The organism is Rhodococcus ruber, assembly GCF_016804345.1.
Classification (GTDB): Bacteria; Actinomycetota; Actinomycetes; order Mycobacteriales; family Mycobacteriaceae; genus Rhodococcus; species Rhodococcus ruber.
Window position 1 is genome coordinate 3,628,940 of sequence record NZ_CP044211.1, and the last position, 26,273, is coordinate 3,655,212.

Sequence of the window (26,273 nt, forward strand, 5' to 3'; positions counted from 1 at the left end):
TCCGGCCGACACCGGGCGCACCCCGCGTCCGCATTCACCCGATCGGCTCAGGTGGCGCTGCGCTCCTCGGCGCCCATCGCACCGAGCACGGCCTGCCGGGCGGCCGGACCACCGGTGATCCGGCGCTCGCTGACACCGTTGACGAGCAGCCGGCCCCAGCGCTGCTCGTCGAACTCGGCGGGGGCGGTGGAGTCGAGGAACTCCTCGACCACCCGGACGAACCTGATGGGGTCGTCGCGGAACGGGAAGTGACCGGAGTTGCGGAAGACCTCGAGCCGGGAATGCGGCATCGCCGAATGCGCCAGGTGCGCGTGCCCGACCGGGATCACACTGTCGTGCTCACCCCAGATCAGCTGCACGGGCAGGTCCTCGGTCAGATAGCAGCGGTCGAGCATCGTCACCACCTGACCACGCCAGTCCACGACGGCGCGCAGCGTGCGCAGGAACGCCTCGCACGCCGTGGGATCGGGCAGGCCCCCCAGAACCCGGATCAGGTCCGAGGTGTCGTGCAGCAGGACACCGGGACGCAGGGGCGTGTCGTGCCATCGGCCCAGTAGCCCCCCGGCGATACGCACAGCGGGCATGGCACCCGGGATCCGCAGCAGCTTGAGCGCCTCGCTCAGCCCCGGCAGGGACAGTGCCCGCAGGGCGGGGTGCACGTCCTTGGTGACGCCACCGGCCGAGACCAGCACGAGCCGGTCGATCAACTGCGGGAACTGGTACGCGAACTGCATCGCGACACCGCCGCCGAGGGAATGCCCGACCACCGTGACGCGGTCGATGCCCAGCACCGACAGCAGATCTCGGACCCCGTTGGCGTATCCGGCGACCGAGTAGTCGCTGCGGGGCTTGTCGGAGCGGCCGTGGCCGAGCAGGTCCGGGGCGATGACCGTGTACTTGCGGGCCAGATGCGGGATGATCTCCCGCCAGGTCGAGGAGTTGTCGCCGATCCCGTGGATCAGCAGCAGGGCGGGCCCGTCACCGGCGATCCGGAACGCGCGGCGGTAGCCGTGGATGGTCCGGAAGACCACCCGCGTCTCCGTATCCGGTACGCGCCGGAGGGTGCGTGTGCGTGATGAACCCATGTGTAACTCCTGCCAGCCGGTCTCCACGACATCACGGGAGGCGCCCGCGATATCCCCGGGGGCATACCCAGCGCCCCGCCGCTGATGGCCTAAATGTGACGCGCATCACATCTTTCGGTGCGGGCTCTCGACCGGAGCCACTGGAACACGTTACTGTTCGTTCGAACGAACAGCACAGGAGGACGCCGCCGTATGACCGCACCCCGCGCCGACACCCGCGCGCCGGGCCTCGCCGCCGAGGCCGCCGCCCTCGCCGCGGGCGCCATCACGTCCGTCGCCGCGACGCGGGCCGCCCTGGACCGCATCGCGGCCGCCGATCCCGCCCTCAACGCCTTCCGGAGCGTCCGGCGGGAGCGGGCCCTCGCGGAGGCCGAACAGGCCGACCGGCGTCTCGCCGCCGGGGTCCGCCTCCCCTTGCTCGGCGTGCCGGTCGCGGTGAAGGACGACACGGACATCGCACAGGAGGTCACCGCGTTCGGATGCGCCGGCGAGTTCACCGTCCGCGAGCAGGACGCCGAGGTGGTGCGGCGACTGCGGGCCGCCGGTGCGGTGATCGTCGGCAAGACGAACACCCCCGAACTGGGCCAGTGGCCGTTCACCGGCGGCAGCGCGTTCGGTCACACCCGCAACCCGTGGCACCGCGACCACACCCCCGGCGGGTCGTCGGGGGGCAGTGCCGCGGCGGTGGCAGCGGGGATGGTGTCCGCGGCCCTCGGCTCGGACGGCGCCGGATCGGTCCGCATACCGGCCGCCTGGACCAACCTCGTGGGTATCAAGCCGCAGCGCGGGCGGATCTCGATGTGGCCCGATCCCGAGGCGTTCTACGGCCTGACCACGCACGGCCCCCTCGCGCGCACGGTCGCCGACGCCGCACTGCTGCTCGACGCGGTCGCAGGCGGCCACGTCGGCGACCTGCACGAAGCCGAGGCCGTCACGGTGTCCGACGCCGTGGGCCGCGACCCGGGCCGGCTCCGCGTCGCGCTCTCGTTCGCCCTGCCGTACACCGCTACCCGCACCCGGCTGCACGGCGAGATCCGCGCGGGGGTGGACTCCCTGGCCGGTGCCCTGCGCGCCCTGGGTCACGAGGTCACCCTCGCCGACCCCGCCTACGGCCCACTGCTGGGCCTGAACTTTCTGCCCCGGTCGATGGCGGGGATCGACGACTGGGTGCGACGCCTGCCGGACCCCGCCCTGGCCGACCCCCGGACCCGGGCGAACGCGCGCACCGGCCGGGTGCTCCGCGGCCGCGCGCTCCGTGCCGCCCGGGCCGCCGAACCGCGCATCCGCCGGCGCATCGGCGCGATCTTCGACCGGTTCGACGTGATCCTCGCCCCCACCACGGCGACCCCGCCCCCGGCGGTGGATGCGATGGACGGACTCGGCGGCTGGGCCACCGACAAGGTGATCACCGCCGCCTGCCCCTACACCTGGCCATGGAACGTCCTGGGCTGGCCCAGCGTGAACATCCCGGCGGGATTCACCGGATCGGGCCTGCCGATCGGCGCCCAGCTCATGGGGCACGAGAACGCGGAGCCTGTGCTGATCTCCCTCGCCTCCCAGCTCGAGTCGGAACTGCGCTGGGATCGTCACACGCCGCGGCGATGGTGGTGAGCGCGATGGGCACGGATGTCCGCGGCAGAATCGTCGCGGCGACCCTGCACCTGATCGGCACGGACGGCATCGCCGCGGTCACCAACCGCCGCATCGCCGCCCGGGCGGGGGTCTCGCTCGGGTCGATCACCTACCACTTCCCCACCCAGTCCGATCTGCTGCGCTCGGCGCTCACGACGTTCGTCGCCGACGAGACCACACGACTGCGCGAGCTCGCGCAGGAGTACCGGAGCCGGGATCCGAGCCTGGTCGACGCCGCAGCACTCACCGAGCAGGTGGCCGAGGACCTGTCGTTCTCGGCCGAGCGGATCGCCCCGTTCGAGCTCTACATCCAGGCGGGCAGGGATGCCCAGCTGCGGGACGCCGCGGCACAGTGCTGGTCCGCCTACGATGCACTGACCGCCACCATTCTCACCGAACTCGGCGTTCCCCGAGCGGAATCGATCGCGCCGACGCTGGTTGCCACGATCACGGGCCTGCAGCTGCGGCGCCTCGCCACCGGCGGCGCGGTGGACATCGCGACCTCCGTCCTGCACCTGGTCCGCAGTGCGGTGTCCGCGGACACCGCCGGAGACGACGCGGCCACCGATCACACCACGGTGGCGACGACGAAGACCACGTAGGCCGCGAGGGCGCTCCGCACGACGACGTCGACCGACCGGCGCGGGGCGCGCACCGCGAACAGGACGGAGGCCGTCGCCAGCAGCGCCCAGCACACCGGGTGGCCGTAGCGGATCGCCGCTTCCTGCACCCCGGTCGTGGCGCCGGCCTTCGCCGGCACCACGAACACCCAGAGCACGGCGAGCCCGAGACACAGTGCCGCGAGAACGACGCCGACCGCGGCGCGATTCCGCGTCACCACCGCCCGCACACCGCTCGCCGAATCACCGTTCACGGCTGCCTCTTCCGTGTTCGCGGGCCGGGGCGTGTCCCCGAGACCCCGGGGACCACCGTAGATCAGAAGCCGAGGCGGCCGAGCTGCTTCGGATCTCGCTGCCAGTCCTTGGCGACCTTGACGTGCAGATCGAGGTAGATCTTCACACCGAGCAGCTTCTCGATCTGCGACCGGGCGGCGGTACCCACCTCGCGCAGGCGCGCACCGCCCTTGCCGATGACGATGCCCTTCTGGCTCGGCCGCTCCACGTACAGCAGCGCGTGCACGTCGAGCAGTTCGCCCTGCTTCTCGGTTCGACCCTCCCGCTCGGAGATCTCCTCGATCACGACCGCGAGCGAATGGGGCAGCTCGTCGCCGAGCCCCTCGAGCGCAGCCTCGCGGATCAGCTCGGCCATGAGCGTCTCCTCGGGCTCGTCCGTCAGCTCCCCGTCGGGGTAGAACGCCGGGCCGGGTTCCATGTGCGAGGCGAGAACGTCGACGAGGACCTCGAGCTGTTCCCCCGAGGTGGCGGACACGGGAACGACGTCCACGTCGGGTCCCAGCAGCTCGGACACCGCGAGCAGCTGCGGTGCGAGTCGTTCCTTGCTCACCTTGTCGATCTTCGTGACGATGCCGATCAGCTTCGTGCGCGGGGCAACCTGCCGCACCTGTTCGACGATCCAGCGGTCACCGGGGCCGATCTTCTCGTCCGCGGGAATGCACACGCAGACCGCGTCGACCTCCGAATAGGTGTCGCGCACCAGGTCGTTGAGCCGCTGCCCGAGCAGGGTCCGCGGCCGATGCAGGCCGGGGGTGTCGACGAGGATGATCTGTGCGTGTTCCCGGTGGACGATGCCCCGGATGGTGTGCCGGGTGGTCTGCGGACGCGACGAGGTGATCGCAATCTTGCTGCCCACGAGCGCATTCGTCAGCGTCGACTTGCCGGTGTTGGGGCGGCCGACGAAACACACGAAGCCGGAACGGAAGTCGGGATCGGTCAATGCAGAACTCCTCGTCTGTGGTGCCGCCGAACGGGTCGGCACGGGGTGTGGGGCCTCGGCGACGAGGTCACCCGTCGACCGGCTCCTCGGCGACCGCGGCGGCCTCCTCGGTCGCGGGAACCCGTTGCACGTACACGGTGTTGATGCGGACCCGGCCGCGGGCGTCGCGGCCGCCCTCGCCGCGCAGCCGCAAACCGTGGATCTCCACCTCGGAGCCCGGCAACGGTACCCGGCCGAGCACGAATCCGAGCAGTCCACCGGCGGTGTCGACCTCGAGATCGTCGAGCGCGACGTCGAACAGGTCACCGAGGTCCTCGACGGGCAATCGAGCGGAGACCCGGAAGGTGCCGTCGCCGAGATCCTCGACGGGGGCGATCTCTGCGGTGTCGTACTCGTCGGCGATCTCGCCGACGATTTCCTCGATGATGTCCTCGATGGTGACGAGACCGGCGATGCCGCCGTACTCGTCGACGAGCAGCGCCATGTGATTGCGGTCGCGCTGCATGTCGGCCAGCAGATCGTCGAGACGCTTGGAATCGGGGACGAACACCGCCGGCCGCATCACCTCGGCCACGGTCACGCTCCGGCCGCCGTCGCGTGAATAGTAGGTCTGCTGCACCAGATCCTTCAGGTACACGACGCCGCGGATGTCGTCGACGTTCTCGCCGACCACGGGGATGCGGGAGTGCCCGCTGCGCACCGCGAGCGAGGTGGCCTGGCCGGCGGTCTTGTCCGCCTCGATCCACACCATCTCGGGACGCGGCACCATCACCTCGCGCGCCGTGGTGTCACCGAAGTCGAACACCGACTGGATCATCCGCCGTTCCTCGGCCGCGACGACGCCACGCTCCTGAGCCATGTCCACCAGCTCGCGCAGCTCGATCTCGTTGGCGAACGGCCCGTTCCGGAATCCGCGGCCGGGCGTGATCGCATTGCCGATCAGGATCAGCAGCCTGCTCAGCGGGCCGAGCAGCACACCGATCACGCGCAGCGGCACCGTTGCGCCCAGGGCAATGGAATACGCGTGCTGGCGGCCGAGGGTGCGCGGACCCACGCCGATCACCATGTAGTCCACGAGCACCATGACCACGGCAGCGGTGACCAGCGCCCAGGTGTGGTCCATCCGGTCGAGCAGCGCCGCCACCAGCACGACCGTCGCGGTGATCTCGCACAGAATGCGGAGCAGCACCATCAGGTTGACGTACCGGGGGCGGTCTCCGAGGATCACCAGCAGCTTCTGCGCGCTGGGCCGTTCCCCCTTCGCCAGTTCCTCCACCCGGGCCGGGGAGACCGTGTTCAGCGCCGAGTCGACCGCCGCGAACAATCCGCCGAGCGCCACCAGCACGACGGCGGCGACGACGAGCGCTGGGGCACTCATGCCGGTGCTCCGATCACGACGCCGCTACCGCTCGGTCGGGTCGAAGAACCCGGCCTTGCCGAGGAGCTGCTGGTCGCGGGCGGCGAGCCGGGCCTCGTGCTCCGCGCGCCGCAGTTCCTCGTACCACTCCTCGAGGAGCTGATTCTGCAGACCGAACATCTCCTTCTCCTCGTCGGGTTCGGCGTGGTCGTAGCCGAGCAGGTGCAGAACGCCGTGGACGGTGAGCACCGCGAGTTCGTGCGCGAGTGAATGGCCGGCCTTGTCGGCCTGTTCCGCAGCGAAGGACGGACACAGCACGATGTCGCCGAGCATCGAGGGGCCGGGCTCGGGAGCGTCGGGGCGGCCGCCGGGTTCGAGCTCGTCCATGGGAAAGGACATCACATCGGTGGGGCCGGGCAGGTCCATCCAGCGCATGTGCAGATCGGCCATGGTGCCGGAGTCGACGAGCACCATCGACAGTTCTGCGGCGGGGTGCACGTCCATCCGGGCGATGACGAACCGTGCGATGTCGATCAGGTCCTCCTCGGCGACGTCCATCCCCGATTCGTTCGAGATCTCGATGCTCATCTGTGGAGTTCCTTCTGGGCAGCTGCGGACACGGCGGGTGCGAGGCGGGAGGGGCCCTCGGTCGCGGTCACCGGCGCGGCACCCGGTTCTGGGCCGCTGCCCGCCGCTGGGCGCGGTTGCCCATCGCGACGCCGGCCGGCCGATCGGCCTCGAATCGCTCGTAGGCGTCGACGATGTCGGAGACGAGCCGGTGACGCACCACGTCGCTGCTGTCGAGGACCGCGAAGTGGATGCCGTCGATGCCGTCGAGGATCTCGGCGGCGGCGGCCAGCCCGGAGCGGGCGCCTCCGGGCAGGTCCACCTGTGTGGTGTCGCCGGTGACGACGATCTTCGACCCGAAGCCGAGCCGGGTCAGGAACATCTTCATCTGTTCGGCGGTCGTGTTCTGGGCCTCGTCGAGGATGATGAACGCGTCGTTGAGGGTGCGTCCGCGCATGTACGCCAGCGGTGCGACTTCGATGACTCCGGCCTGCATCAGCTTCGGGATGGCTTCCGGATCCATCATGTCGTGCAGCGCGTCGTGCAGCGGGCGCAGGTACGGGTCGATCTTCTCGTGCAGCGTGCCGGGCAGGAAGCCGAGGCGCTCCCCCGCCTCGACGGCGGGACGCGTGAGGATGATGCGGGTGACCTGCTTCGACTGCAGCGCCTGCACGGCCTTGGCCATGGCGAGGTACGTCTTGCCGGTGCCGGCGGGCCCGATGCCGAACACGATCGTGTTGGTGTCGATGGCGTCGACGTAACGCTTCTGGTTGAGGGTCTTGGGCCGGATGGTCTTGCCGCGCCGGGACAGGATGTCGAGGCTGAGGACGTCGGCCGGCGCGTCGGACAGGCCCTGCGTGAGCATGCCCACGGTGCGGCGCACCGCGTCCGGGGTCACCGGCTGCCCGCGTCCGACGAGGGTGACGAGTTGCCCGAGCACCCGTTCCGCGAGCGCGACGTCCGCGGGCGCGCCGGTGAGGGTGACGGAGTTGCCGCGTACGTGGATGTCCGCGCCGAGTGCCCGTTCGAGGGCGATGAGATTCTCGTCGGCCGAGCCGAGCAGCGGTGCCGCAGCTTCGGGAGGCAGGTCCAAGTTGGAACGGACGGTGGTCCGTTCGGCGTTCCCGGTGTCTCGGGTGTCGTCTGGTTCACTCACGTGGACGGTACGGCCTGCTTTCGGGTCGGCTGGCGCACGACGGGTGTCGTGACGATGTCAGTCTAGCGCCGGGTGTCTCCGCGCCCCACCGCATTGCCGCCCGGCGCGGGTGCCCGGTGCTGATCCCCCCGGTGCTGATCCCACGGCGTTCGCCGGGCCCGCTGGACGACGGCGACGGCACGCTCCGGTGGAACCCCCATCAGGACGAGGGCGGCCAGGGCGACCGACTCACCCGCGTCGTGCACCATGCCGCGGTTGGCCTGCTCGAGGGTGGCCATCGTGAGCCCCTCGAGCATCCCGACGAGGACGACGGGCGGCAGGTACGCGGAGAACACCCCCGACCGGCGGCCCCGCTCCACGATCGCGAGGGTGCGGGTGCGCAGCGGGGCGATGAGCTCACCGATGCGCTCGTCGCCGACCTCCTTGCGCGCGAAGGACAACAGCACGCGGAAGCGGTCTCCGACGGGCCAGGTCATGAGGGCGGCGACGGCGAGCGCCAGGTCGGGTTCCTCGGGATCCGGCCGGTCGACCGCCGCCGCGAGCGCGGCGGCCGCCTCTTCCGCGATGCCGTCGACGAGCGCCTCGCGGCTCGGGAAGTGGGCGTAGACGGTGCGGCGCACCACGCCGGCAGCCTGGGCGACGTCGTCCATGCTGGCGTCCGGGTCGGCCGCGAAACACCCCATCGCCGCCTCGAGGATCCGGGCTCGGTTCCGGCTCGTCCGCCGCCGCGGCTCCCGGCCCGGTTCGGCCACGCTGAACACCTTCTTCCACCGGAGAGTGTGACGTCCGTCAACTTTACTTGCACACAGGTGTGCAACTTTCTAACTTGCACATGGATGTGCAAATTGCCGCCGCACCGGCATGTCGTGAGGAGCGCCGATGACCTCGAGCCTGGTCCGTCCGGCCACGGATCCCACCCGCCCGTATCCGCGCCGGTGGGCCGGCCTCGCGGTGCTCTGCCTGAGCCTGCTGATCGTCGTGATGGCCAACACCGCACTCATCGTCGCGGCGCCGAGCATGCTGCGCGAACTGCAGCTGACCAGCACCGACCTGCAGTGGGTCATCGACGGCTACACCGTGCCCTACGCCGCGCTGATGCTGCTCGCGGGCGTCCTCGGCGACCGTTACGGCCGCCGGCGCGCCCTCCTCACCGGCCTCGCCGTCTTCGCCGGGGGCGCCGTGTTCGGCAGCCTCGCCGGCACCGCGGCCGAAGTGATCGGCGCCCGCATCACGATGGGCGTCGGCGCCGCGGTGATCATGCCCGCAACCCTGTCCCTGCTCGTCGCCATGTTCCCCGCCGCGGAACGACCCCGCGCAATCGCCGCGTGGGCCGCGACGTCCGGACTGGCGATCGCGCTCGGGCCCCTGCTCGCGGGGTGGCTGCTCGAACAGCACGCGTGGGGCTCGACGTTCCTCGTCAACGTGCCGATCGCGGCATTCGCCGCGGTCGGGGCGCTCGCACTGGTGCCGCCCTCGCGGGCCGAGCACGTCACCCGCATCGACTGGGTCGGCGGCGCCCTGTCCGTAGCCGCCGTCGGCGCGCTCGTCGCCGGCATCATCGAGGGTTTCCACTTCGGTTGGCACGCAACGGCGCTCGGCGCGCTGACGGTCGCCCTCCTCGCCGGCGGCGGCTTCGTCGCCTGGGAGCTGCGGCACCCGCAGCCGCTGCTGGCCCTCGGGCGCGTCGCCGACCGGTCCGTCGCAGGTGCGTGCCTGTCCGTGCTGCTGCTCTTCCTCACGTCGTTCGGGGCGATCTACTTCGTGGCGCAGCAGTTCCAGTTCGTGTTCGGCTACAGTCCGCTCGAGACCGGCCTGCGCCTGCTTCCACTGGCCGCCGCGGTCTCGGTCGGATCGGCCGTGAGCGGCCGGCTGGCGCCGCGTCTCGGCGCGCGCGTCGCGATCGGTGCCGGCACGGCGGTCGCCGCCGCCGGAGTCCTCACTCTGACCCTCCTCGACGCCGGTTCCGGATACACGATCTTCCTCGTCGCGCTCGTTCTCCTCGGCCTCGGCATCGGGCTGGCCGCTCCGCCGGCCACCGACCTCGTGATGAGCGGATTCCCCGAGCCCGAACTCGGCGCCGCGGGCGGCCTCAACGACACCGCCGTCGAACTCGGCGGATCCCTCGGCATCGCCGTGCTGGGCTCGGTCCTGGCCACCACGTACCAGCGTGAGATCTCCGCGTTCCTCACCGGACTACCGCTCGCGAACCTCAACGGGCCGACGGCCGCGCAGGCCGACACGGCCGTCGCCGCCGCGGGCGATTCCGTGGGCGGCGCTGCCCTCGTCGCCGAGGAGCTGGCGAAGAACCCGTTCGCCTCCTCTTACGCCCGACCGCTTCTCGACGCGTCGGCCGACGCGTTCTCGGAGGCGATCACGTCGGCAAGCCTCGTCGGCGGCGTCGCCCTGGCCGTCGGCGCCGTCGTCGTCACCGCGGTCCTGCCCCCGCGCCGCTGAACCGTCAGCCCTCCCGACGCACCCGCGAACCGATCGGCTCCGGGGCGAGCAGCAGCTCGCGCGACAGCGCCCAGCTGCGCGTCCGCTTGTCGAGGAACGCAAAGTGATCCTCACCGTCGACGACGTGCAGTGCCACCGGATCACCCGCGGCGGCCGCCGCCTCGGCATAGCGCTCGGCGACCCTCACCGGCACCTGTGCGTCCTCGGTGCCGTGCACGAGCGCGACCGGCACCCCGATCGGCACCCGGTGCCGGGGCGACGCCGACCGGTACAACTGCGGGTCCGCCTCGTAGGGCTGACCGAACAGATCCTCGATGTAGCCCACCCGGCGGCCACGTTCGCCCGCGGACGCGAGGTCGAGCGCACCCGCCTGGGCGACGACGAGTTCGGGACGCACCTGCGTTCGCTGGCCCGCGAGCCACACGGCGAGCTGACCACCGGCCGAGTGCCCGACCACCCGCACCCGGTCCGGATCCAGTGCGACGCCCCCGGCCCGGGCCCGCTCGGCCACCGCGGTAGCGACGGCGTCGAGGGCGGCGACGATGTCGGCGGACATCTCCGGCCACCGCCCGCCCGCACCGATCCGCCGGTACTCGACGTTCCAGGCGGCCACGCCGTGCGCGGCAAGTTCGAGCGAGAGTGGCGTACCGAGGGTGAGGTGGTACTCGCCGCTCCAGAATCCGCCGTGGACGACCATCACCACCGGTACGGGCACGCCCGGATCCGTGGCGTCCGGCAGGTACAGGTGGCCGAACTGCTGCGGCTGCGGACCGTAGGCGATGCGCACTCGGGACATGTTCTCGAGTGTGTCAGTGGAGCGGTCGCGCATCCCAACGCGGGGTCAGCACACCCACCGCGCCCAGCGCGACCGCCGCAGCCGTGGACGTTCGCAGTACCGTCGGCCCGAGCAGCACCGGCCGCGCTCCCGCCGTCGTCAGCGCCGCGAGCTCGGCGTCGTCGACGCCGCCCTCCGGCCCGACCACGAGCAGCAGTTCGGCGGCAGCGGCCAGGGGCAGCGAACCGAAGGGGTCGGTCGCGGACTCGTGCAGGACCGCCGCGACGCCCCCGCGAGCGACCGTCGCGCGCACGGCCTCGGCGACGTCCGCGGTCCGATGGACCGGCGCGACCTCGGGCACGTGCGGACGCCGGGACTGTTTCGCGGCCGCCACCGCGACGGCCTGCCATCGCCCGACGCCCTTGGCGGCCTTCGGTCCGTCCCACCGGGCGACGCACCGCGCAGCCTGCCACGGCACGAACGCGTCCGCGCCCGCCTCCGTCGCCAGTTCCACCGCCAGTTCGGAACGATCGGATTTCGGCAATGCCTGCACCACGGTGACCCGGGGGCGCGGTGCGGGAACCTCCCGACGCGCCAGGACGCGGGCCTCGAGCCGGTCCTTCGCGGTGGCCGTCACCTCCACGTCGGCGAGGTGGCCGCGCCCGTCCGACAGGACGAGACGCTCGCCCACCGCGATGCGCCGCACGGTCGCCGCGTGGCGACCCTCCTTGCCGTCGAGGACCGCGACCGCTCCCGCCTCGGGCAGCGGATCGAGGTAGAACAGGGTAGCGGCCACCGCGCGGCCTCAGCGCGCGCTGAACGCGTCGCGCAGCCGGGAGAAGAAGCCCCCGGCGTGCTGCGAGCCGGTGGTGACGACCTCGGGCACCTCGTGCTCGCGCTTGCGCCGGAACTCCTCGAGCAGCTTGACCTGCTTGCCGTCGAGCTTCGCCGGGACGACGACCTCGAGGTGGGCGTGCACGTCCCCGCGCACCCCGGAACGCAGTTTGGGCATGCCGTGGCCGCGGAGCACCACCACCGACCCGGGCTGAGTACCGGGATCGACGGTGATCTCGGCGGGCCCGTCGACGAGGGTGTCGAGCACGACGGTGGTACCGAGTGCCGCGTCGACCATCGGGACCCGGATCGTGCAGTGCAGGTCGTCGCCGTCGCGCACGAACACGTCGTGCGCCTGCTCGATGATCTCGACGTACAGGTCGCCGGCGGGGCCGCCGCCGGGGCCGACCTCGCCCTGCGCCGCCAGCCGGATACGCATGCCGTTGCTGACACCGGCCGGCACCTTGACCGTGATCTCACGGCGGGCCCGCACCCGGCCGTCGCCGCCGCACTTGCGGCACGGGTCCGGGATCGTCTCCCCGGCGCCGCGACACGTCGGGCACGGGCGCGACGTCATGACCTGACCCAGGAACGAGCGCTGCACCGACTGCACCTCACCGGCGCCGCCACACGTCTCGCACCGTACGGCCTTGGAGTCGCCGTGGGTACCGGACCCGGCACACCCGTCGCACAGGATCGCGGTCTCCACGGCGATCTGCTTGGTGACACCGGTGGCGCACTCCTCGAGTGTCAGCCGGGTGCGCAGCAGCGAGTCCGCGCCGGGCTGGACGCGGCCCCGGGGTCCGCGGGACGTGGTCGCCCCGCCGCCGAAGAACGCCTCGAACACGTCGCCGAGACCACCGAAGCCGGCTCCCGAGAAGCCCCCGCCCGCCGCCCCCGGGCCGGTTTCGAGCGGATCCCCGCCGAGATCGACGATGCGCCGCTTCTCCGGGTCGGAGAGCACCTCGTACGCCGTGGAGATCTCCTGGAACCTCTTCTGCGCCGCCTCGTCCGGGTTCACATCCGGGTGGTGCTCGCGCGCAAGCTTGCGGTACGCCCGCTTGATCTCCTGATCGGTCGCGTTCTTCGACACGCCGAGCGTCCCGTAGTAGTCCCGTGCCACGTGAGTTCTTCGTCCTTCTCTATTCGCACAGCTAGTTGTGTCGTCGGATGGTCCGTCGGCGCCGACCGGCGCTCAGCGTTCGCCGAGCACCTCACCGATGTAGCGGGCGACCGCAGCCACCGACGCAATCGTCCCCGGATAGTCCATCCGGGTGGGGCCGAGCACACCGAGGCCACCGAAGACGGTGCCCGCGGCACCGTACCCGGTGGACACCACGGACGTGCCGCGCATCTGCTCGACCTGGGTCTCCTCGCCGATCCGCACCGTCACCCGCCCGGCGTCCTGGGTCGCCGCCAGGAGCTTGAGAACCACCACCTGCTCCTCGAGCGCCTCGAGCACGGTACGCAACGAGCCGGGGAAGCCCGCATGCGCGTCGAAGTCGGCGGCGTTGCGCGTCAGGTTCGCCGTGCCGCCGAGCACGAGCCGTTCCTCGGGATGTTCGACGAGGGTTTCCACCAGCACGGTCGCGCACCGGATGACCGCATCGCGCAGTCCGTCGGGCGCGTCCCCGGCGAGCTCGCTGACCGCGATCGATGCCGCGGCGAGCCGCTTACCGGTCAGCGCCGCCCCGAGCAGATCCCGCAACCGCGCCAGGTCCTCCTCGCCGAGAACGTCACCGAGCTCGACGATGCGCTGGTCCACCCGGCCGGAGTCGGTGATGAGCACCAGCAGCAATCGCGCAGGAGTCAGCGCAACGACCTCGAGATGGCGGACCGAGGACGCCGACAGCGTGGGGTACTGCACCACCGCGACCTGCCGGGTCAGCTGCGCCAGCAACCGGACGCCGCGGCGCAGCACGTCGTCGAGGTCCACGCCCGACTCGAGGAACTGCAGGATCGCGCGGCGTTCGGCTCCCGAGAGGGGCTTGACGTCGGCGATCCGGTCGACGAACTGGCGGTAACCCTTGTCGGTGGGAACCCGGCCCGAGCTGGTGTGCGGCTGGGTGATGTAACCCTCGGCCTCGAGCACGGCCATGTCGTTGCGGACCGTCGCGCTGGACACACCCAGGTTGTGGCGTTCGACGAGGGTCTTCGAACCGATCGGTTCCTTGGTGGACACGTAATCGGCCACGATCGCTCGCAACACCTCGAAGCGTCGTTCCTCGGTGCTCGACACCCCGCCCACCTCCGTCTCTGCAGTCGCACCCGGAACGGCACGCATCACCGCAGGACGGTGCACTGCGTGCCGTTTCGCTCCAGTTTAGTCGCCGGGCCGGGGTGGCGAGCGGCACGGCGCCCGCCGACGATGCGTCGTAAGTTGGTGCCATGATCTTCAAGGGCGTCCGGGACGGCAAGCCGTATCCCGACCACGGGCTCTCGCTGCGCGACTGGGCGCAGATCCCACCCCGGCAGGTGCGGCTGGACCAGATCGTCACCACCACGAAGGTGCTCGAACTCGACCGGCTGCTGTCCGAGGACTCCACCTTCTACGGCGACCTCTTCCCCCACGCCGTCCAGTGGAAGGGCGTGCTGTACCTCGAGGACGGCCTGCACCGCGCCGTCCGCTCGGCGCTGCGCAACCGCACCGTCCTGCACGCGCGGGTGTTCGACTACGACGTCCTGTTCCCGCACACGGCGGACGCAGACACCGCCGAGTCGTAGACGTCGCACTGCCGCGCGGGCATGGTGTCACGCCGCCGGGCGGTCGAGCCGGCCCGCCGCCGTGCAGCTCAGGGCGGCCCACCGCCGTGCATTCGGGGCGGCCCGCAGCCGTGCAGTTCAGGGCGGCCCGCCGCCGTGCATTCGGGGCGGCCCGCCGCCGTGCATTCGGGGCGGCCCGCCGCCGTGCAGCTCAGGTCAGGATCGTGCGCACCACGGCGTCGGCGAGGAGCCGGCCCCGGTCGGTGAGCACCAGCCGGCCGGCGCGCAGTTCGGCGAGGCCGTCCGCGACGACCGTCTCGGCGGCGCCTCGTTCGTCCGGGGTGAGCACGTCCAGCGGCAGGCCGGTGCGCAGCCGCACCTCGAGCATCACCCGTTCGGTGTGGACGTCGGCGGCGGTGAGCAGTTCGCTGCCGCCGACGGGGAGTTCACCGGCGGCGAGCGCGTCCGCATAGCGCGCCGGGTGCTTGACGTTCCACCAACGCACGCCGCCGACGTGGCCGTGGGCCCCCGGCCCGGCCCCCCACCAGTCGCCGCCGTCCCAGTAGCCGAGGTTGTGGGCGCACCGGGCCGACGGATCGTCGGCGCGCGCCCAGTTCGACACCTCGTACCAGGTCAGACCGGCGACCTCGAGCCGCGCGTCGATGCGCTCGTAGCGGGCCGCGAGCACGTCGTCGTCGGGGGCCGGCAGCTCACCCCGCCGCACCCGGCGGGCGAGCGCGGTGCCGTCCTCGACGATCAGTGCATACGCCGAGACATGATCGACCCCCGCCGCGAGCACGGCATCGAGGGACGCGTCGAGGTCCTCGTCCCGCTCCCCCGGGGTCCCGTAGATCAGGTCGAGATTGACGTGGCCGAACCCGGCGGCGCGTGCCTCGCCCGCCGCCGCGACGGCCCGGCCCGGGGTGTGCGTGCGGTCGAGTACCGCCAGCACGTGCGGGGCAGCCGACTGCATGCCCAGCGACACGCGCGTGTATCCGGCCGCACGGATCCGGTCGAAGAAGTCCGGGGACGTCGACTCCGGGTTGGACTCCGTCGTCACCTCCGCGCCGGGGGCGAGGCCGAAACTCGATCGCACCGCGCCGAGCACCTGCCCCAGGCCGTCGGCACCGAGCAACGACGGGGTACCACCACCGACGAAGACGGTCTGCGCCGGCGGAGACCCGAGTAGCTGCGCCGCGGCATCGAGCTCTCGGCGCAGGCCCTCGAGCCACGACTGCGGGGACGCCGACGTGCCGAGCTCCCCGGCGGTGTAGGTGTTGAAGTCGCAGTAGCCGCAGCGCGTCGCGCAGAACGGGACGTGCACGTACACACCGAACGGGCGGGAACCGATCCCGGCCAGCGCCGAAGCCGGCAGCTCGAGTCCTGCACCGACTCCGACACCCGTTCCGCTCACTCCCCCAGTGTTCCAGAAGGCCAGTGTTCCGGAAGGCCAGTGTTCCGGAAGGCCAGTGTTCCGGAAGGCCAGTGTTCCGGAAGGCCAGTGTTCCGGAAGGCCTGTGTTCCGGAAGGCCTGTGTTCCGGAAGGCCTGTGTTCCGGAAGGCCTGTGTTCCGGATGGCCGGTGTTCCGGAAGGCCTGTGTTCCGGAAGGCCTGTGTTCCGGATGGCCGGTGTTCCGGAAGCCGCACGGGGCTGTCGCTCGAACACGACCCGGACACGCCACTCCGGGTCCGGCCCTGCCACCTCGGCATTTCCCCGATTTCCGGTGTAAATACCGCCACGTTTCGAGAACAGGGCCGTGACATGGCACAATGGTCCCCATGACCGGACCCGGAGTGCGACTCGTGGCGCGACGCCACGTCGACCTCAAGCGCGTCTGTGCATCGCGGTGTCTGTCCTGCACCGCCGGTTTCTGCGCCGACTGTCGATAGTCGGCCCACCCCCTCCGGCAGCCCCGATTCCTGCCGGATCGAGGCATGTCCGCGCCGCGCTCAGCCCGCCCTGCCGACCCCCGATCCGGTCCCCCGCGAATTCCAGGAGTACCCGTATGTCGTCGACCACCGACGTCTCCCCCGCCGGCGATACGACCGAAACCGCCGCGCCCCGCCCCCGGCCTGCTCGCCCCGCCAAACGGCGCGCGGAGGGCCAGTGGGCTCTCGGATACCGTGAGCCGCTCAACCCCAACGAGCAGGTCAAGAAGGACGACAACCCGCTCAACGTGCGCCGTCGCATCGAAGACATCTACGCGCACACCGGATTCGACGGCATCGACCGGACCGACCTGCGCAACCGGTTCCGCTGGTGGGGCCTGTACACGCAGCGCGAACAGGGCTACGACGGCACCTACACCGGCGACGAGAACATCGATCTGCTCGAGGCGAAGTACTTCATGATGCGGGTGCGCTGCGACGGCGGCGCCCTGAATCTCGCGCAGCTGCGCACCATCGCGGGGATCTCGACCGAGTTCGCGCGCAACACCGCCGACCTGTCGGACCGCGAGAACGTCCAGTACCACTGGATCGAAGTCGAGAACGTCCCGGAGATCTGGCGACGCCTCGAGTCCGTCGGCCTGAAGACGACCGAGGCGTGCGGCGACTGCCCGCGCGTGGTCCTCGGCTCCCCCCTCGCCGGCGAGTCCCTCGACGAGATCATCGACGGCACATCGGCGGTCGAGGAGATCGTCCGCCGCTACATCGGCGACCCGAAGTACTCGAACCTGCCGCGCAAGTTCAAGACCGCGATCTCCGGCCAGCAGGACGTGGTGCACGAGATCAACGACGTCGCGTTCGTCGGCGTGAACCACCCGGAGCACGGCCCCGGGTTCGACCTGTGGGTCGGCGGTGGCCTGTCGACGAATCCGATGCTGGCGCAACGGGTCGGCGCGTGGGTCCCGCTCGCCGAGGTACCCGACGTGTGGGAGGCCGTCGTGTCGGTCTTCCGCGACTACGGCTACCGCCGGCTGCGGTCGAAGGCTCGGCTGAAGTTCCTGGTCAAGGACTGGGGCGTGGAGAAGTTCCGCGAGGTTCTCGAAACGGAGTACCTGAAGCGGCCGATGCTGGACGGGCCCGCCCCGGAGCAGCCGACTCGACCGATCGACCACGTGGGCGTGCAGAAACTGCGCAACGGACTCAACGCGGTCGGCGTCGCCCCCATCGCGGGCCGGGTCTCCGGCACGATCCTCGCCGCCGTCGCCGACGCGGCCGAGAAGGCGGGATCCGATCGCATCCGCTTCACGCCCTACCAGAAGCTCATCGTGCTCGACGTGGCCGACGAGAAGGTCGATCAGCTGATCGCCGACCTCGACGAGCTGGGTCTGCCCGCGAACCCGACGCCGTGGCGCAAGAACCTGATGGCCTGCACGGGCATCGAGTTCTGCAAGTTGTCGTTCGTCGAGACCCGCAAGCGCTCGCAGGCGCTGGTGCCCGAACTCGAGCAGCGCCTCGCCGACGTCAACGCCCAGTTGGACGTTCCGGTGACGATCAACATCAACGGCTGCCCCAACTCGTGCGCACGGTCGCAGGTCGCCGACATCGGCTTCAAGGGCCAGCTCGTCGACGACGGGGACGGCAACCAGGTCGAGGGATTCCAGGTGCACCTCGGCGGGACGCTCGGCATGGACGCGGCATTCGGCCGCAAGCTGCGCCAGCACAAGGTGACCAGCGCCGAGACGGGCGACTACATCGAGCGGGTGGTGCGCAACTTCGTCAAGCACCGCAACGCGGGAGAACGCTTCTCGCAGTGGGTGTTGCGCGCGGACGAGGCCGATTTGCGATGACCGGGGAGCAGACGATCGAAGGACGGAACGTGACGACGACACGGACGACGGAGGAACTGCGGGAACTGGCCGCGCAGGGGGCGGCCGCTCTCGAGGGCGCCTCGGCGCAAGACCTGCTGCAGTGGACCGAGGAGAACTTCGGCGACTCGTACATCGTGGCGTCGAACATGCAGGACGGGGTGCTCGTGCACCTCGCGGCGCAGGTGCACCCCGGCGTGGACGTGCTCTTCCTCGACACCGGTTACCACTTCGCCGAGACCCTCGGCACCCGGGACGCCGTCGCGCAGGTGTACGGCGTGAACCTGGTCGAGGCCAAGGCGCAGCAGACGGTGGCCGAGCAGGACGCCCTGCTCGGTAAGGACCTGTTCGCGCGGGACCCCAACGAGTGCTGCCGCCTGCGGAAGGTGGTGCCGCTGAAGCAGACCCTGGCGGGCTACCAGGCGTGGGTCACCGGCATCCGCCGGGTGGAGGCCCCGACCCGGGCCAACGCCCCGCTGATCTCCTTCGACGACGCCTTCGGGCTGGTGAAGATCAACCCGATCGCCGCGTGGTCCGACGAGGACATGCAGAACTACATCGACGAACACGGGATCCTCGTCAATCCCCTGGTCGACGAGGGCTACCCCTCCATCGGGTGCGCCCCCTGCACCGCCAAACCACTACCCGGAGCCGATCCGCGCAGCGGACGGTGGGCCGGCCGAGCCAAGATCGAATGCGGGTTGCACGCCTCATGACACTCATCGACACGAAATTCACCGAATCCCGGAACACGTCGGACGGCACCAGGTTCGACACCCTCGACGCCCTCGAGTCGGAAGCGATCCACGTCTTCCGCGAGGTCGCCGGCGAGTTCGAGCGCCCGGTGATCCTGTTCTCGGGCGGCAAGGACTCGACGGTCCTGCTGCACCTGGCGCTCAAGGCCTTCTGGCCGGCGCCCCTGCCGTTCGCGCTGCTGCACGTCGACACCGGGCACAATCTTCCCGAGGTCCTCGAGTTCCGCGACCACGTCGTCGAGAAGTACGGGTTGCGGTTGCACGTGGCGAAGGTCGAGGACTACCTCGCCGACGGCCGCCTCACCGAGCGGCCCGACGGGATCCGCAACCCGCTGCAGACGGTGCCGCTGCTCGACGCCATCGCCGACAACCGTTTCGACGCGGTGTTCGGCGGCGGCCGCCGCGACGAGGAACGCTCCCGCGCCAAGGAACGGATCTTCTCCCTGCGCAATGCGTTCGGCCAGTGGGACCCCAAGCGGCAGCGGCCCGAGTTGTGGAACCTCTACAACGGCCGGCACGCCCCGGGCGAGCACGTGCGGGTCTTCCCGCTGAGCAACTTCACCGAGCTCGACATCTGGCGGTACATCGCCCGCGAGGACATCGAACTCGCGAGCATCTACTACGCCCACCAGCGCCCGGTGTACCGGCGGGACGGCATGTGGATGACACCCGGCGTGTGGGGCGGCCCGGCCGAGGGTGAGGAACTCGAGGTCCGGTCGGTGCGCTACCGCACGGTCGGTGACGGGTCCACGACCGGCGCGATCCTGTCCGAGGCGGCCGACAACGAGGCGATCCTCGACGAGGTCGCCGCGTCGCGGCTCACCGAGCGCGGCGCCACCCGCGGCGACGACCGCGTGTCCGAAGCGGCCATGGAGGACCGCAAGCGAGAGGGATATTTCTGATCATGAGCGACCTCCCCGTGCACAGCACGCAGCTGCTCCGGCTCGCCACCGCCGGCAGTGTCGACGACGGCAAGTCCACCCTCGTGGGCCGGCTCCTGTACGACACCAAGTCCGTGCTCGCCGACCAGATCGACGCGGTCACCCGCGCCTCGGTCGACAAGGGTCTCGACACCCCCGACCTGTCGCTGCTCGTCGACGGCCTGCGCGCCGAGCGCGAACAGGGCATCACCATCGACGTCGCGTACCGCTACTTCGCCACCCCCCGGCGCAGCTTCGTGCTGGCGGACACCCCGGGACACGTGCAGTACACCCGCAACACCGTCTCGGGGGCGTCCACCGCCCAGCTCGTGGTGCTGCTCGTCGACGCCCGCAAGGGCGTGGTCGCGCAGACCCGCAAGCACGCCGCCGTGCTCGCGCTGCTCGGCGTGCCCAAGCTCGTGCTGGCGGTCAACAAGATCGATCTGGTCGACGACCCGGCGGCCGTGTTCGCCGACATCTGCGGTCGGTTCAACGAGCTGACCCGGTCGCTCGGCTGGTCGCCGGAGGACGTGCAGGAGATCCCGGTCTCCGCCCTGCACGGCGACAATGTCGCGGTCCGTTCGGAGAACACGCCGTACTACGACGGCCCGACCCTGATCGAGCACCTCGAGTCCGTCCCGGTCGACGCCGACGTCCACGGCCGCCACGAGATCGGGCTGCGGTTCCCGGTGCAGTACGTGATCCGGCCCCGCACCGCCGACTTCCCGGACTACCGCGGCTACGCCGGTCAGATCGCGGCGGGCACCGTCCGGCCCGGCGACGAGGTCGTGATCCTGCCCGCGGGCACCCGGACCACGATCGAGCGGATCGACACCGCCGACGGCGAACTCGCTCTCGCCCATGCCGGCCGCAGCGTCACCCTGATCCTCGCGGACGACGTCGACGTCTCCCGCGGGGACGTCATCGCCGCCCCGACCGCCGCCCCGGAACCGATCGATCAGTTCGAGGCGACGGTGTGCTGGCTGGCGGAGAAGCCGCTGCGGCCCGGCGCCCGGTTGCTGCTCAAGCACGGCACCCGCACGACCCAGGCGATCGTCGGGACGCTCGAGGAGCGCTTCGACGAGCAGAACCTGACCTCGGTTCCCGCCCCGGAGTCGCTCGAGCTCAACGAGATCGCCCGCATCACCGTCCGGGTCGCCGAACCCATCGCGGCCGACGACTACAAGGTCAACCGCCGCACGGGCAGCTTCCTGCTGATCGACCCCGCGGGCGGGAACACCCTCGCCGCGGGCCTGGTGGGCAACAGCCTCGCCGAGGTCGAACTCGGGGACCGCGTCCCCGCATGATCCCGCTCGTCGCCGTCGCGCACGGCAGCCGTGACCCGCGCTCGGCGCGTGCCATGGCTGCCGCGCTGGCGGTGCTACGGGACCGCCACCCGGACCGGGACGTGCGGCTCGCGTTCCTGGATCTGAACACTCCCTCGGTGGGGCAGGTCGTCGATGCTGTCGCCGCCGAGGGGCACCGCCGCGTCGTGGTGGTTCCGTTGCTGCTGGGCAGCGCCTTCCACGCCCGGGTGGATCTGCCCGCGCTCCTCGCCGAGGCCCGCGTCCGGCATCCGCGTCTCGACGTGGTCCAGGCGGACGTCCTCGGCGCCGACGAGCGCCTCGTCGCGGCGGCCCGCGAGGCGATCGGTGCAGCCGGTCTCTCCCCGACGGACCCGACCGTGGGCGTCGCCCTGTGCGCGGTCGGATCCCGGCGCCGGGACGCCAATGCCGCCACCTCGACGATCACGCCGCGCCTGCTGCGCGGCACGGCGTGGGGGTGGGGCCGCACGTGCTTCACCACCGCCGCGGCACCGACCGTCGTCGACGCCCTGTCGGACCTGCGTGCCGCCGGTGCCACCACGCTCGTGCTCGCCCCCTGGATGCTCGCGCCCGGGCTGCTGTGGGACCGCGCCGTCGCCGCCGCGCAGGCGGAGTTCCCCGAGGTCGTCTGTTCCGGCACCCTCGCGGACTCCCCTGCCGTCGGGTTCGTGATCGACGAACGCTACCGGCAGTCGCTCGTGCACGCCGGGGCCGCATCGCGTCACACCGCCTGACATCCGCCGATTGCCTCTGGCGCACTCCGGTCGTATCGGCCCAGACTGGACTCGAGGCAAGGAGGCATCGTCATGGCCACAGCACCGATTCGGCACGGGATCGTCGTCGGGGTCGACGGTTCGGACGGCTCGTTCTCTGCAGCGCACTGGGCCGCGTCCGCCGCCCGGATCTTCGGTGAGCCGTTGCACCTGGTCAACGTGCTCCCCGATGCGCCGAGCGCAACCGGCAGATCCAGGGAGGAATTCGCCAAGCTCCTGCAGGCCGACAGCCAACGGCTGCTCGAACGTGCCCGCCGCGCGGCACTCGACGGTCGTGCGGACGTCGAGGTCGACTGCAGCAGCCGACCGGGTCCCCCGGCGAAGACCCTCGTCGAACTGTCGAATACGGCCCGTCTGCTGGTGGTCGGCCGAACCACGACCGGGGAACTGCGCTCGATGTTCGCCGGCTCCGACGTCGTCCGCGTCGCCAACCAGGCCCGCTGCCCGGTCGTGGCGTGGCGGGGCGAAGGCGACCACGAGGAGGTGGACACCCGGCCGGTCGTCGTCGGTGTCGACGGCAGCGCCTTGAGCACGGCCGCCATCGAGCACGCGTTCGAGTTCGCCTCGTTCCTCGGCGTCCCGTTGATCGCGGTGCACGCGTGGACCGAGCAGTCCACCCTGCGCGGCTACGACGAGTCCGCGCGCTTCGTCGACTGGTCGACGTACGCGCAGCAGAAGGCCGCCGACCTCGCGGAGAGCCTGGGCGGGTGGCGCGAGCGATATCCCGACGTCGAGGTGCGGCCCGAGCTCGAGCGCCGCGGCGCGATGGTGGCCCTCATCGAGCGCTCCGTCGACGCGCAACTCGTCGCGGTGGGCAGCCACGGTCGCAGCACGATCGCGTCGGCCCTCCTCGGCTCCACCGGTCAGGGCCTGCTCCACCATTCCCGCTGCCCGGTGCTCATCTGCCGGGAATGACCCTCGGTCCCAGAACTCCGCTTCGCGCAAGGAATTTCGAGCGCCTCGACCGTGGGGGCGGCATCCTCCTACTTCGTCGCCTCGGCGTAGATCACGGCGATGCTGCCGGTGCCGGGCCGGAACAGCTCGGCCTCGACCGCACTCCAGCCACCGAGATCGTCGACGGTCCACAGCGTTTCGGGGGCCGGGAAGTCTCCGGCGAACTCCCGCGCGACGCCCGGGTCGGCCGGCCGGAATCCGGCGGAAGCCCAAATCCTCTGCGCCTGCGCGGTGTAGAGGAAGTCGTTGAACTCCTGAGCGGCCACCACGTCGGGCGCGTTGTCGATCATCACCGCGGGACTGTCGATCCGGAGGGTGGTGGTCAAGGGCACGCGCCGGACCGCGGCGCCGTCGCGCTCGAGCCGGACCGCGTCGCGTTCCGACAGGAGCAGCACGTCGCCGGCACCCCGCACGAACATCTCCACGGCCTCTTCGGCGCTCGCGGGCCAGGACTCGATGTGGTCACCGACCAGCGCCGTGAGGTAGTCCCGGCCCGCCTGCGGGTCGGCACCGCCGTTGCTCGTCGCGGCGTAGGCGGCGAGCAGGTTGAGCTCGGCCGCGCCGGAAGCCGACGGGTCGGGCGTGATCACCTCGAGGCCCGGAGCGAGCAGGTCGTCCCAGTCCGTCACGCCCCACGGGTTGTCCTCCCGCACGAGCATCGCCACGACGGATCCGTACGGAATCCCCCGGTACGCCCCCGCGTTCCAGTCCGCGTCGACCAACCCGGCATCGACGAGCCCGGACAGGTCCGGCACCGTGGCGAAGGTCACGAAATCCGCCGAGGCGCCGTCGACGACGGCGGCAGCCTGCTGCGCGGACGGACCGGACGTGACGTCGAAGCGGACGTCCTCGCCGGCGTCGGTGCTGCCGAACGCGGCGATCACCGCGTCCAGCGCTGCCCGGGCCCCCTCGGCGGCGTACAGGTCGACGGTGGGGCCGGCGCCGGCCCCACCGTCGTCGCTCCCCCGCCCGTCACCGGCCGAGCACGCCGTGAGCGCGGCGGCGGCTGCGAGCGCGACGACGTGCCGGCTCGGACGGAATCTCACGACACACCTCCGGCGCGGATCAACGGGTCAGCAGCCAGGCCACGACGACGAGAACGAGCAGGGCGGCCAGGGTGAGGGTCACGCGTGAGCGCGGCATGTCAGCGATCCTCCGTCTTCGGTTCGGACGCGGCCGGCTCCCTGCGCCCGACGGCCGCGAGGACGCCCGCGAGGGCACGGTCGAGCAACCAGGCCACGCCGGCGCACACCGGCACCACGACACCCAGCACGAGCGCGACCTGCGGGACGAACGGGAGGCCGGCCAGCCACAACTCGAAGCCGTCCCACCACGATGCCGCCCGATCCACGCCCCCACCCTAGTCGGCACCCGTTCGGTGGACGCCGGGGGCCGGGTGCCGGGATCATGTGGTGATGGCACACACGTTTGAAGGATCGGGGCTCTCGTCCGCGCATTCGCACCCGCCGCACCGGAGCCCCTACCCGCCGATCGACGACTACGCGTTCCTGTCGGACTGCGAAACGACCTGCCTCATCGCCCGCAACGGGGCGGTCGAATGGATGTGCCTGCCCCGGCCGGACTCGCCCAGCGTGTTCGGCGCGATCCTCGACCGCAGTGCCGGCTACTTCCGCATCGGCCCGCACGACCGCACCGTCCCGGCGGCACGCCGGTACCTGCCCGGTGGACTGATCCTCGAGACGACGTGGCAGACCGAGACGGGATGGATAGTGGTGCGCGACGCCCTGGTGATGGCGCCGTGGCATGCCGTCCAGGAGCGGTCGCGGACCCACACGCGGACACCGACGGACTGGGACGCCGAGCACATGCTGCTGCGCACCGTCCGCTGCGTGAGCGGGACCGTGGAACTCGAGGTCAGTTGCGCCCCCGCGTTCGACTACCATCGCGCCCCGGCGCGCTGGGAGTACACGGGCAAGGTGTACGAGGAGGCCACGGCGTACTGCACCGCCGGTGAACCCGGGGAGCACCCCGAACTGCGGCTCACCACCGATCTCCGGCTCGGCCTCGAGGACGGGGAGGCACGGGCACGAACCCGGATGCGCAAGGGCGACAAGGCGTTCGTCGCCCTGTCGTGGTCGGACGTGCCGTGCCCGGGGACGTACGAGGAGGCCGCCGCGAAGATGGCCGAGACCGCGGACTTCTGGCGGGAGTGGATCACCACCGGTCGTTTCCCCGATCACCCCTGGCGCAGCTACCTGCAGCGCAGCGCACTGACCCTCAAGGGACTGACCTACGCGCCCACCGGGGCACTGCTCGCCGCAGCCACCACATCCCTTCCGGAAACACCTGGCGGAGAAAGGAACTGGGATTACCGCTACGCGTGGGTACGCGATTCGACGTTCGCGCTGTGGGGTCTGTACACGCTCGGGCTCGACCGGGAGGCCGACGCGTTCTTCGCCTTCATCTCCGACGCGTCCCGCAGCGAGGACGGCACATTGCAGCCGTTGCAGGTCATGTACGGCGTGGGCGGCGAGCGGGTGCTCACCGAATCGCAGCTCGAGCACCTGTGCGGCTACGACGGAGCGCGTCCGGTACGGATCGGAAACGATGCGTATCATCAAGTGCAGCACGACATCTGGGGCGCGATGCTGGACTCGGTGTACCTGCACGCGAGGACCCGCCGGCACATGCCCCAGTCCTTCTGGCCGGCCGTGAAACGCCTCGTCGGGCAGGCCGAGCAGCACTGGCGCCTGCCCGATCGCGGCATCTGGGAGGTGCGGGGTGAGCCCCAGCACTTCACCTCGTCCAAGGTGATGTGCTGGGTCGCGCTCGACCGGGGCGCACGGCTGGCGCGCACACACGGCCGCCCCGACTACGCGGTGCGGTGGGAGGCCGTGGCGGACGAGATCAAGGCGGACATCCTCGCGCACGGCGTCGACGAGCGCGGGGTGTTCACCCAGCGCTACGGGCACCCCTCCCTCGACGCCTCGGCGCTGCTGGTGGTGCTGCTGCGGTTCCTGCCGGCCGACGATCCGCGGGTGCGGGCGACGGTCCTGGCGATCGAGGACGAACTCACCGAGGACGGACTGGTCCTGCGGTACCGGGTGGACTCGACCGACGACGGGCTGACCGGCGAGGAGGGCACCTTCACGATCTGCTCGTTCTGGCTGGTCTCCGCCCTCGTGGAGATCGGGGAGGTGGAAAGGGCCCGCATCCTGTGCGAACGGCTCCTCGGCTACGCCAGCCCGCTCAAGCTCTACGCCGAGGAGATCGACCCGCGCTCGGGCCGGCACCTGGGCAACTTCCCCCAGGCCTTCACCCACCTGGCCCAGATCAATGCGGTCGTGCACGTGATCCGCGCGGAGGAGCAGATCGCGGCCGGCGAGTTCCAGCCCGCGCGCCGTGCGCCGTGACCC

Annotated in this window: 25 protein-coding genes; 11 read left to right on the top strand and 14 right to left on the bottom strand. The window is 71.1% G+C overall.

The genetic code is table 11. From position 1 onward, the window contains the following. Positions 1-47: 47 nt before the first annotated feature. On the bottom strand, positions 48-1,085 hold the full coding sequence (locus F1734_RS16640; RefSeq protein ID WP_026137655.1) for an alpha/beta fold hydrolase: 1,038 nt from the start codon (positions 1,083-1,085) through the stop codon (positions 48-50). Positions 1,086-1,277: 192 nt separating this feature from the next. Between F1734_RS16640 and F1734_RS16645 the strand changes: the two genes are divergently transcribed. Both F1734_RS16645 and F1734_RS16650 read left to right on the top strand, forming a co-directional pair. Then, a complete protein-coding gene (locus F1734_RS16645; protein ID WP_017680327.1) occupies positions 1,278-2,696 on the top strand; it encodes an amidase in 1,419 nt (472 codons plus the stop codon). Further along, the gene (locus F1734_RS16650) at positions 2,687-3,319 is read left to right on the top strand and encodes a TetR/AcrR family transcriptional regulator (protein ID WP_017680326.1); all 633 of its coding nucleotides are present in this window, start codon (positions 2,687-2,689) and stop codon (positions 3,317-3,319) included. The genes F1734_RS16645 and F1734_RS16650 overlap by 10 nt, the downstream gene beginning before the upstream one ends. Here the strand turns inward: F1734_RS16650 and F1734_RS16655 are convergent. The 6 genes from F1734_RS16655 to F1734_RS16680 form a co-directional block, all read right to left on the bottom strand. Further along, complete coding sequence (locus F1734_RS16655) at positions 3,286-3,591, bottom strand: hypothetical protein (protein WP_010594262.1); 306 nt, start codon at positions 3,589-3,591, stop codon at positions 3,286-3,288. The two genes, F1734_RS16650 and F1734_RS16655, sit on opposite strands and share 34 nt — an antisense overlap. Before the next feature lie 62 nt (positions 3,592-3,653). Beyond that, a complete protein-coding gene (era, locus tag F1734_RS16660) occupies positions 3,654-4,571 on the bottom strand; it encodes a GTPase Era (RefSeq protein ID WP_010594261.1) in 918 nt (305 codons plus the stop codon). Positions 4,572-4,638: 67 nt separating this feature from the next. After that, positions 4,639-5,949 (bottom strand): hemolysin family protein, encoded by a 1,311-nt coding sequence (locus tag F1734_RS16665; protein WP_017680325.1) that lies wholly within the window; start codon positions 5,947-5,949, stop codon positions 4,639-4,641. Positions 5,950-5,973: 24 nt separating this feature from the next. Beyond that, positions 5,974-6,516 carry an rRNA maturation RNase YbeY gene (ybeY, locus tag F1734_RS16670; protein ID WP_003937044.1) on the bottom strand — a complete coding sequence of 181 codons (543 nt, stop codon included), beginning with the start codon at positions 6,514-6,516 and terminating at the stop codon, positions 5,974-5,976. A 67-nt stretch (positions 6,517-6,583) separates the two neighbouring features. Beyond that, positions 6,584-7,651: a PhoH family protein gene (locus tag F1734_RS16675; RefSeq protein WP_010594259.1), complete on the bottom strand. Its 1,068-nt coding sequence runs from the start codon at positions 7,649-7,651 to the stop codon at positions 6,584-6,586. Positions 7,652-7,713: 62 nt separating this feature from the next. Beyond that, positions 7,714-8,403, bottom strand: a complete 690-nt coding sequence (locus F1734_RS16680; protein ID WP_124258393.1) for a TetR/AcrR family transcriptional regulator — start codon at positions 8,401-8,403, stop codon at positions 7,714-7,716. Positions 8,404-8,530: 127 nt separating this feature from the next. On the opposite strand from F1734_RS16680, the gene F1734_RS16685 reads away from it, so the two are divergent. Then, on the top strand, positions 8,531-10,105 hold the full coding sequence (locus F1734_RS16685; protein WP_203010798.1) for an MFS transporter: 1,575 nt from the start codon (positions 8,531-8,533) through the stop codon (positions 10,103-10,105). 4 nt (positions 10,106-10,109) lie between these two features. Here F1734_RS16685 and F1734_RS16690 read toward each other — a convergent pair whose 3' ends face one another. The 4 genes from F1734_RS16690 to hrcA all read right to left on the bottom strand — a co-directional run bounded on the left by F1734_RS16690 (position 10,110) and on the right by hrcA (position 13,953). Continuing rightward, entirely contained in the window at positions 10,110-10,901 is a 792-nt protein-coding gene (locus tag F1734_RS16690; RefSeq protein WP_026137654.1) for an alpha/beta hydrolase family protein, read from the bottom strand. Positions 10,902-10,914: 13 nt separating this feature from the next. Continuing rightward, on the bottom strand, positions 10,915-11,676 hold the full coding sequence (locus F1734_RS16695) for a 16S rRNA (uracil(1498)-N(3))-methyltransferase (RefSeq protein WP_017680321.1): 762 nt from the start codon (positions 11,674-11,676) through the stop codon (positions 10,915-10,917). Positions 11,677-11,685: 9 nt separating this feature from the next. Then, positions 11,686-12,837 (bottom strand): molecular chaperone DnaJ, encoded by a 1,152-nt coding sequence (gene dnaJ / locus F1734_RS16700; RefSeq protein ID WP_010594253.1) that lies wholly within the window; start codon positions 12,835-12,837, stop codon positions 11,686-11,688. A 72-nt stretch (positions 12,838-12,909) separates the two neighbouring features. Continuing rightward, entirely contained in the window at positions 12,910-13,953 is a 1,044-nt protein-coding gene (gene hrcA, locus F1734_RS16705) for a heat-inducible transcriptional repressor HrcA (RefSeq protein ID WP_017680320.1), read from the bottom strand. A gap of 149 nt (positions 13,954-14,102) precedes the next feature. On the opposite strand from hrcA, the gene F1734_RS16710 reads away from it, so the two are divergent. After that, positions 14,103-14,438, top strand: coding sequence for a type II toxin-antitoxin system VapB family antitoxin (locus tag F1734_RS16710; RefSeq protein ID WP_040275169.1), 336 nt, complete (start codon positions 14,103-14,105; stop codon positions 14,436-14,438). Positions 14,439-14,628: 190 nt separating this feature from the next. Here F1734_RS16710 and hemW read toward each other — a convergent pair whose 3' ends face one another. Continuing rightward, positions 14,629-15,831 carry a radical SAM family heme chaperone HemW gene (gene hemW, locus F1734_RS16715; RefSeq protein WP_040275167.1) on the bottom strand — a complete coding sequence of 401 codons (1,203 nt, stop codon included), beginning with the start codon at positions 15,829-15,831 and terminating at the stop codon, positions 14,629-14,631. A gap of 592 nt (positions 15,832-16,423) precedes the next feature. Here hemW and F1734_RS16720 point away from each other — a divergent pair. The 6 genes from F1734_RS16720 (at position 16,424) to F1734_RS16745 (ending at position 22,857) form a co-directional block, all read left to right on the top strand. Continuing rightward, entirely contained in the window at positions 16,424-18,151 is a 1,728-nt protein-coding gene (locus tag F1734_RS16720) for a nitrite/sulfite reductase (protein ID WP_203010799.1), read from the top strand. Further along, on the top strand, positions 18,148-18,885 hold the full coding sequence (locus F1734_RS16725) for a phosphoadenylyl-sulfate reductase (RefSeq protein WP_010594247.1): 738 nt from the start codon (positions 18,148-18,150) through the stop codon (positions 18,883-18,885). The genes F1734_RS16720 and F1734_RS16725 overlap by 4 nt, the downstream gene beginning before the upstream one ends. Continuing rightward, the gene (gene cysD / locus F1734_RS16730; RefSeq protein ID WP_010594246.1) at positions 18,882-19,826 is read left to right on the top strand and encodes a sulfate adenylyltransferase subunit CysD; all 945 of its coding nucleotides are present in this window, start codon (positions 18,882-18,884) and stop codon (positions 19,824-19,826) included. The genes F1734_RS16725 and cysD overlap by 4 nt, the downstream gene beginning before the upstream one ends. A gap of 2 nt (positions 19,827-19,828) precedes the next feature. After that, positions 19,829-21,151, top strand: coding sequence for a sulfate adenylyltransferase subunit 1 (locus tag F1734_RS16735; protein ID WP_054373740.1), 1,323 nt, complete (start codon positions 19,829-19,831; stop codon positions 21,149-21,151). Next, positions 21,148-21,903, top strand: coding sequence for a sirohydrochlorin chelatase (locus tag F1734_RS16740; protein WP_203010800.1), 756 nt, complete (start codon positions 21,148-21,150; stop codon positions 21,901-21,903). The genes F1734_RS16735 and F1734_RS16740 overlap by 4 nt, the downstream gene beginning before the upstream one ends. A 72-nt stretch (positions 21,904-21,975) precedes the next feature. Beyond that, complete coding sequence (locus F1734_RS16745) at positions 21,976-22,857, top strand: universal stress protein (protein ID WP_203010801.1); 882 nt, start codon at positions 21,976-21,978, stop codon at positions 22,855-22,857. Between the two features lie 68 nt (positions 22,858-22,925). On the opposite strand, the gene F1734_RS16750 is transcribed toward F1734_RS16745, so the two are convergent. Then, positions 22,926-23,942: an extracellular solute-binding protein gene (locus tag F1734_RS16750; protein ID WP_203010802.1), complete on the bottom strand. Its 1,017-nt coding sequence runs from the start codon at positions 23,940-23,942 to the stop codon at positions 22,926-22,928. 98 nt (positions 23,943-24,040) lie between these two features. Continuing rightward, a complete protein-coding gene (locus F1734_RS16755) occupies positions 24,041-24,247 on the bottom strand; it encodes a hypothetical protein (protein ID WP_010594241.1) in 207 nt (68 codons plus the stop codon). A 64-nt stretch (positions 24,248-24,311) separates the two neighbouring features. Here F1734_RS16755 and F1734_RS16760 point away from each other — a divergent pair, with 64 nt between their 5' ends. Further along, positions 24,312-26,270 carry a glycoside hydrolase family 15 protein gene (locus tag F1734_RS16760; RefSeq protein ID WP_010594240.1) on the top strand — a complete coding sequence of 653 codons (1,959 nt, stop codon included), beginning with the start codon at positions 24,312-24,314 and terminating at the stop codon, positions 26,268-26,270. Positions 26,271-26,273 lie beyond the last annotated feature (3 nt).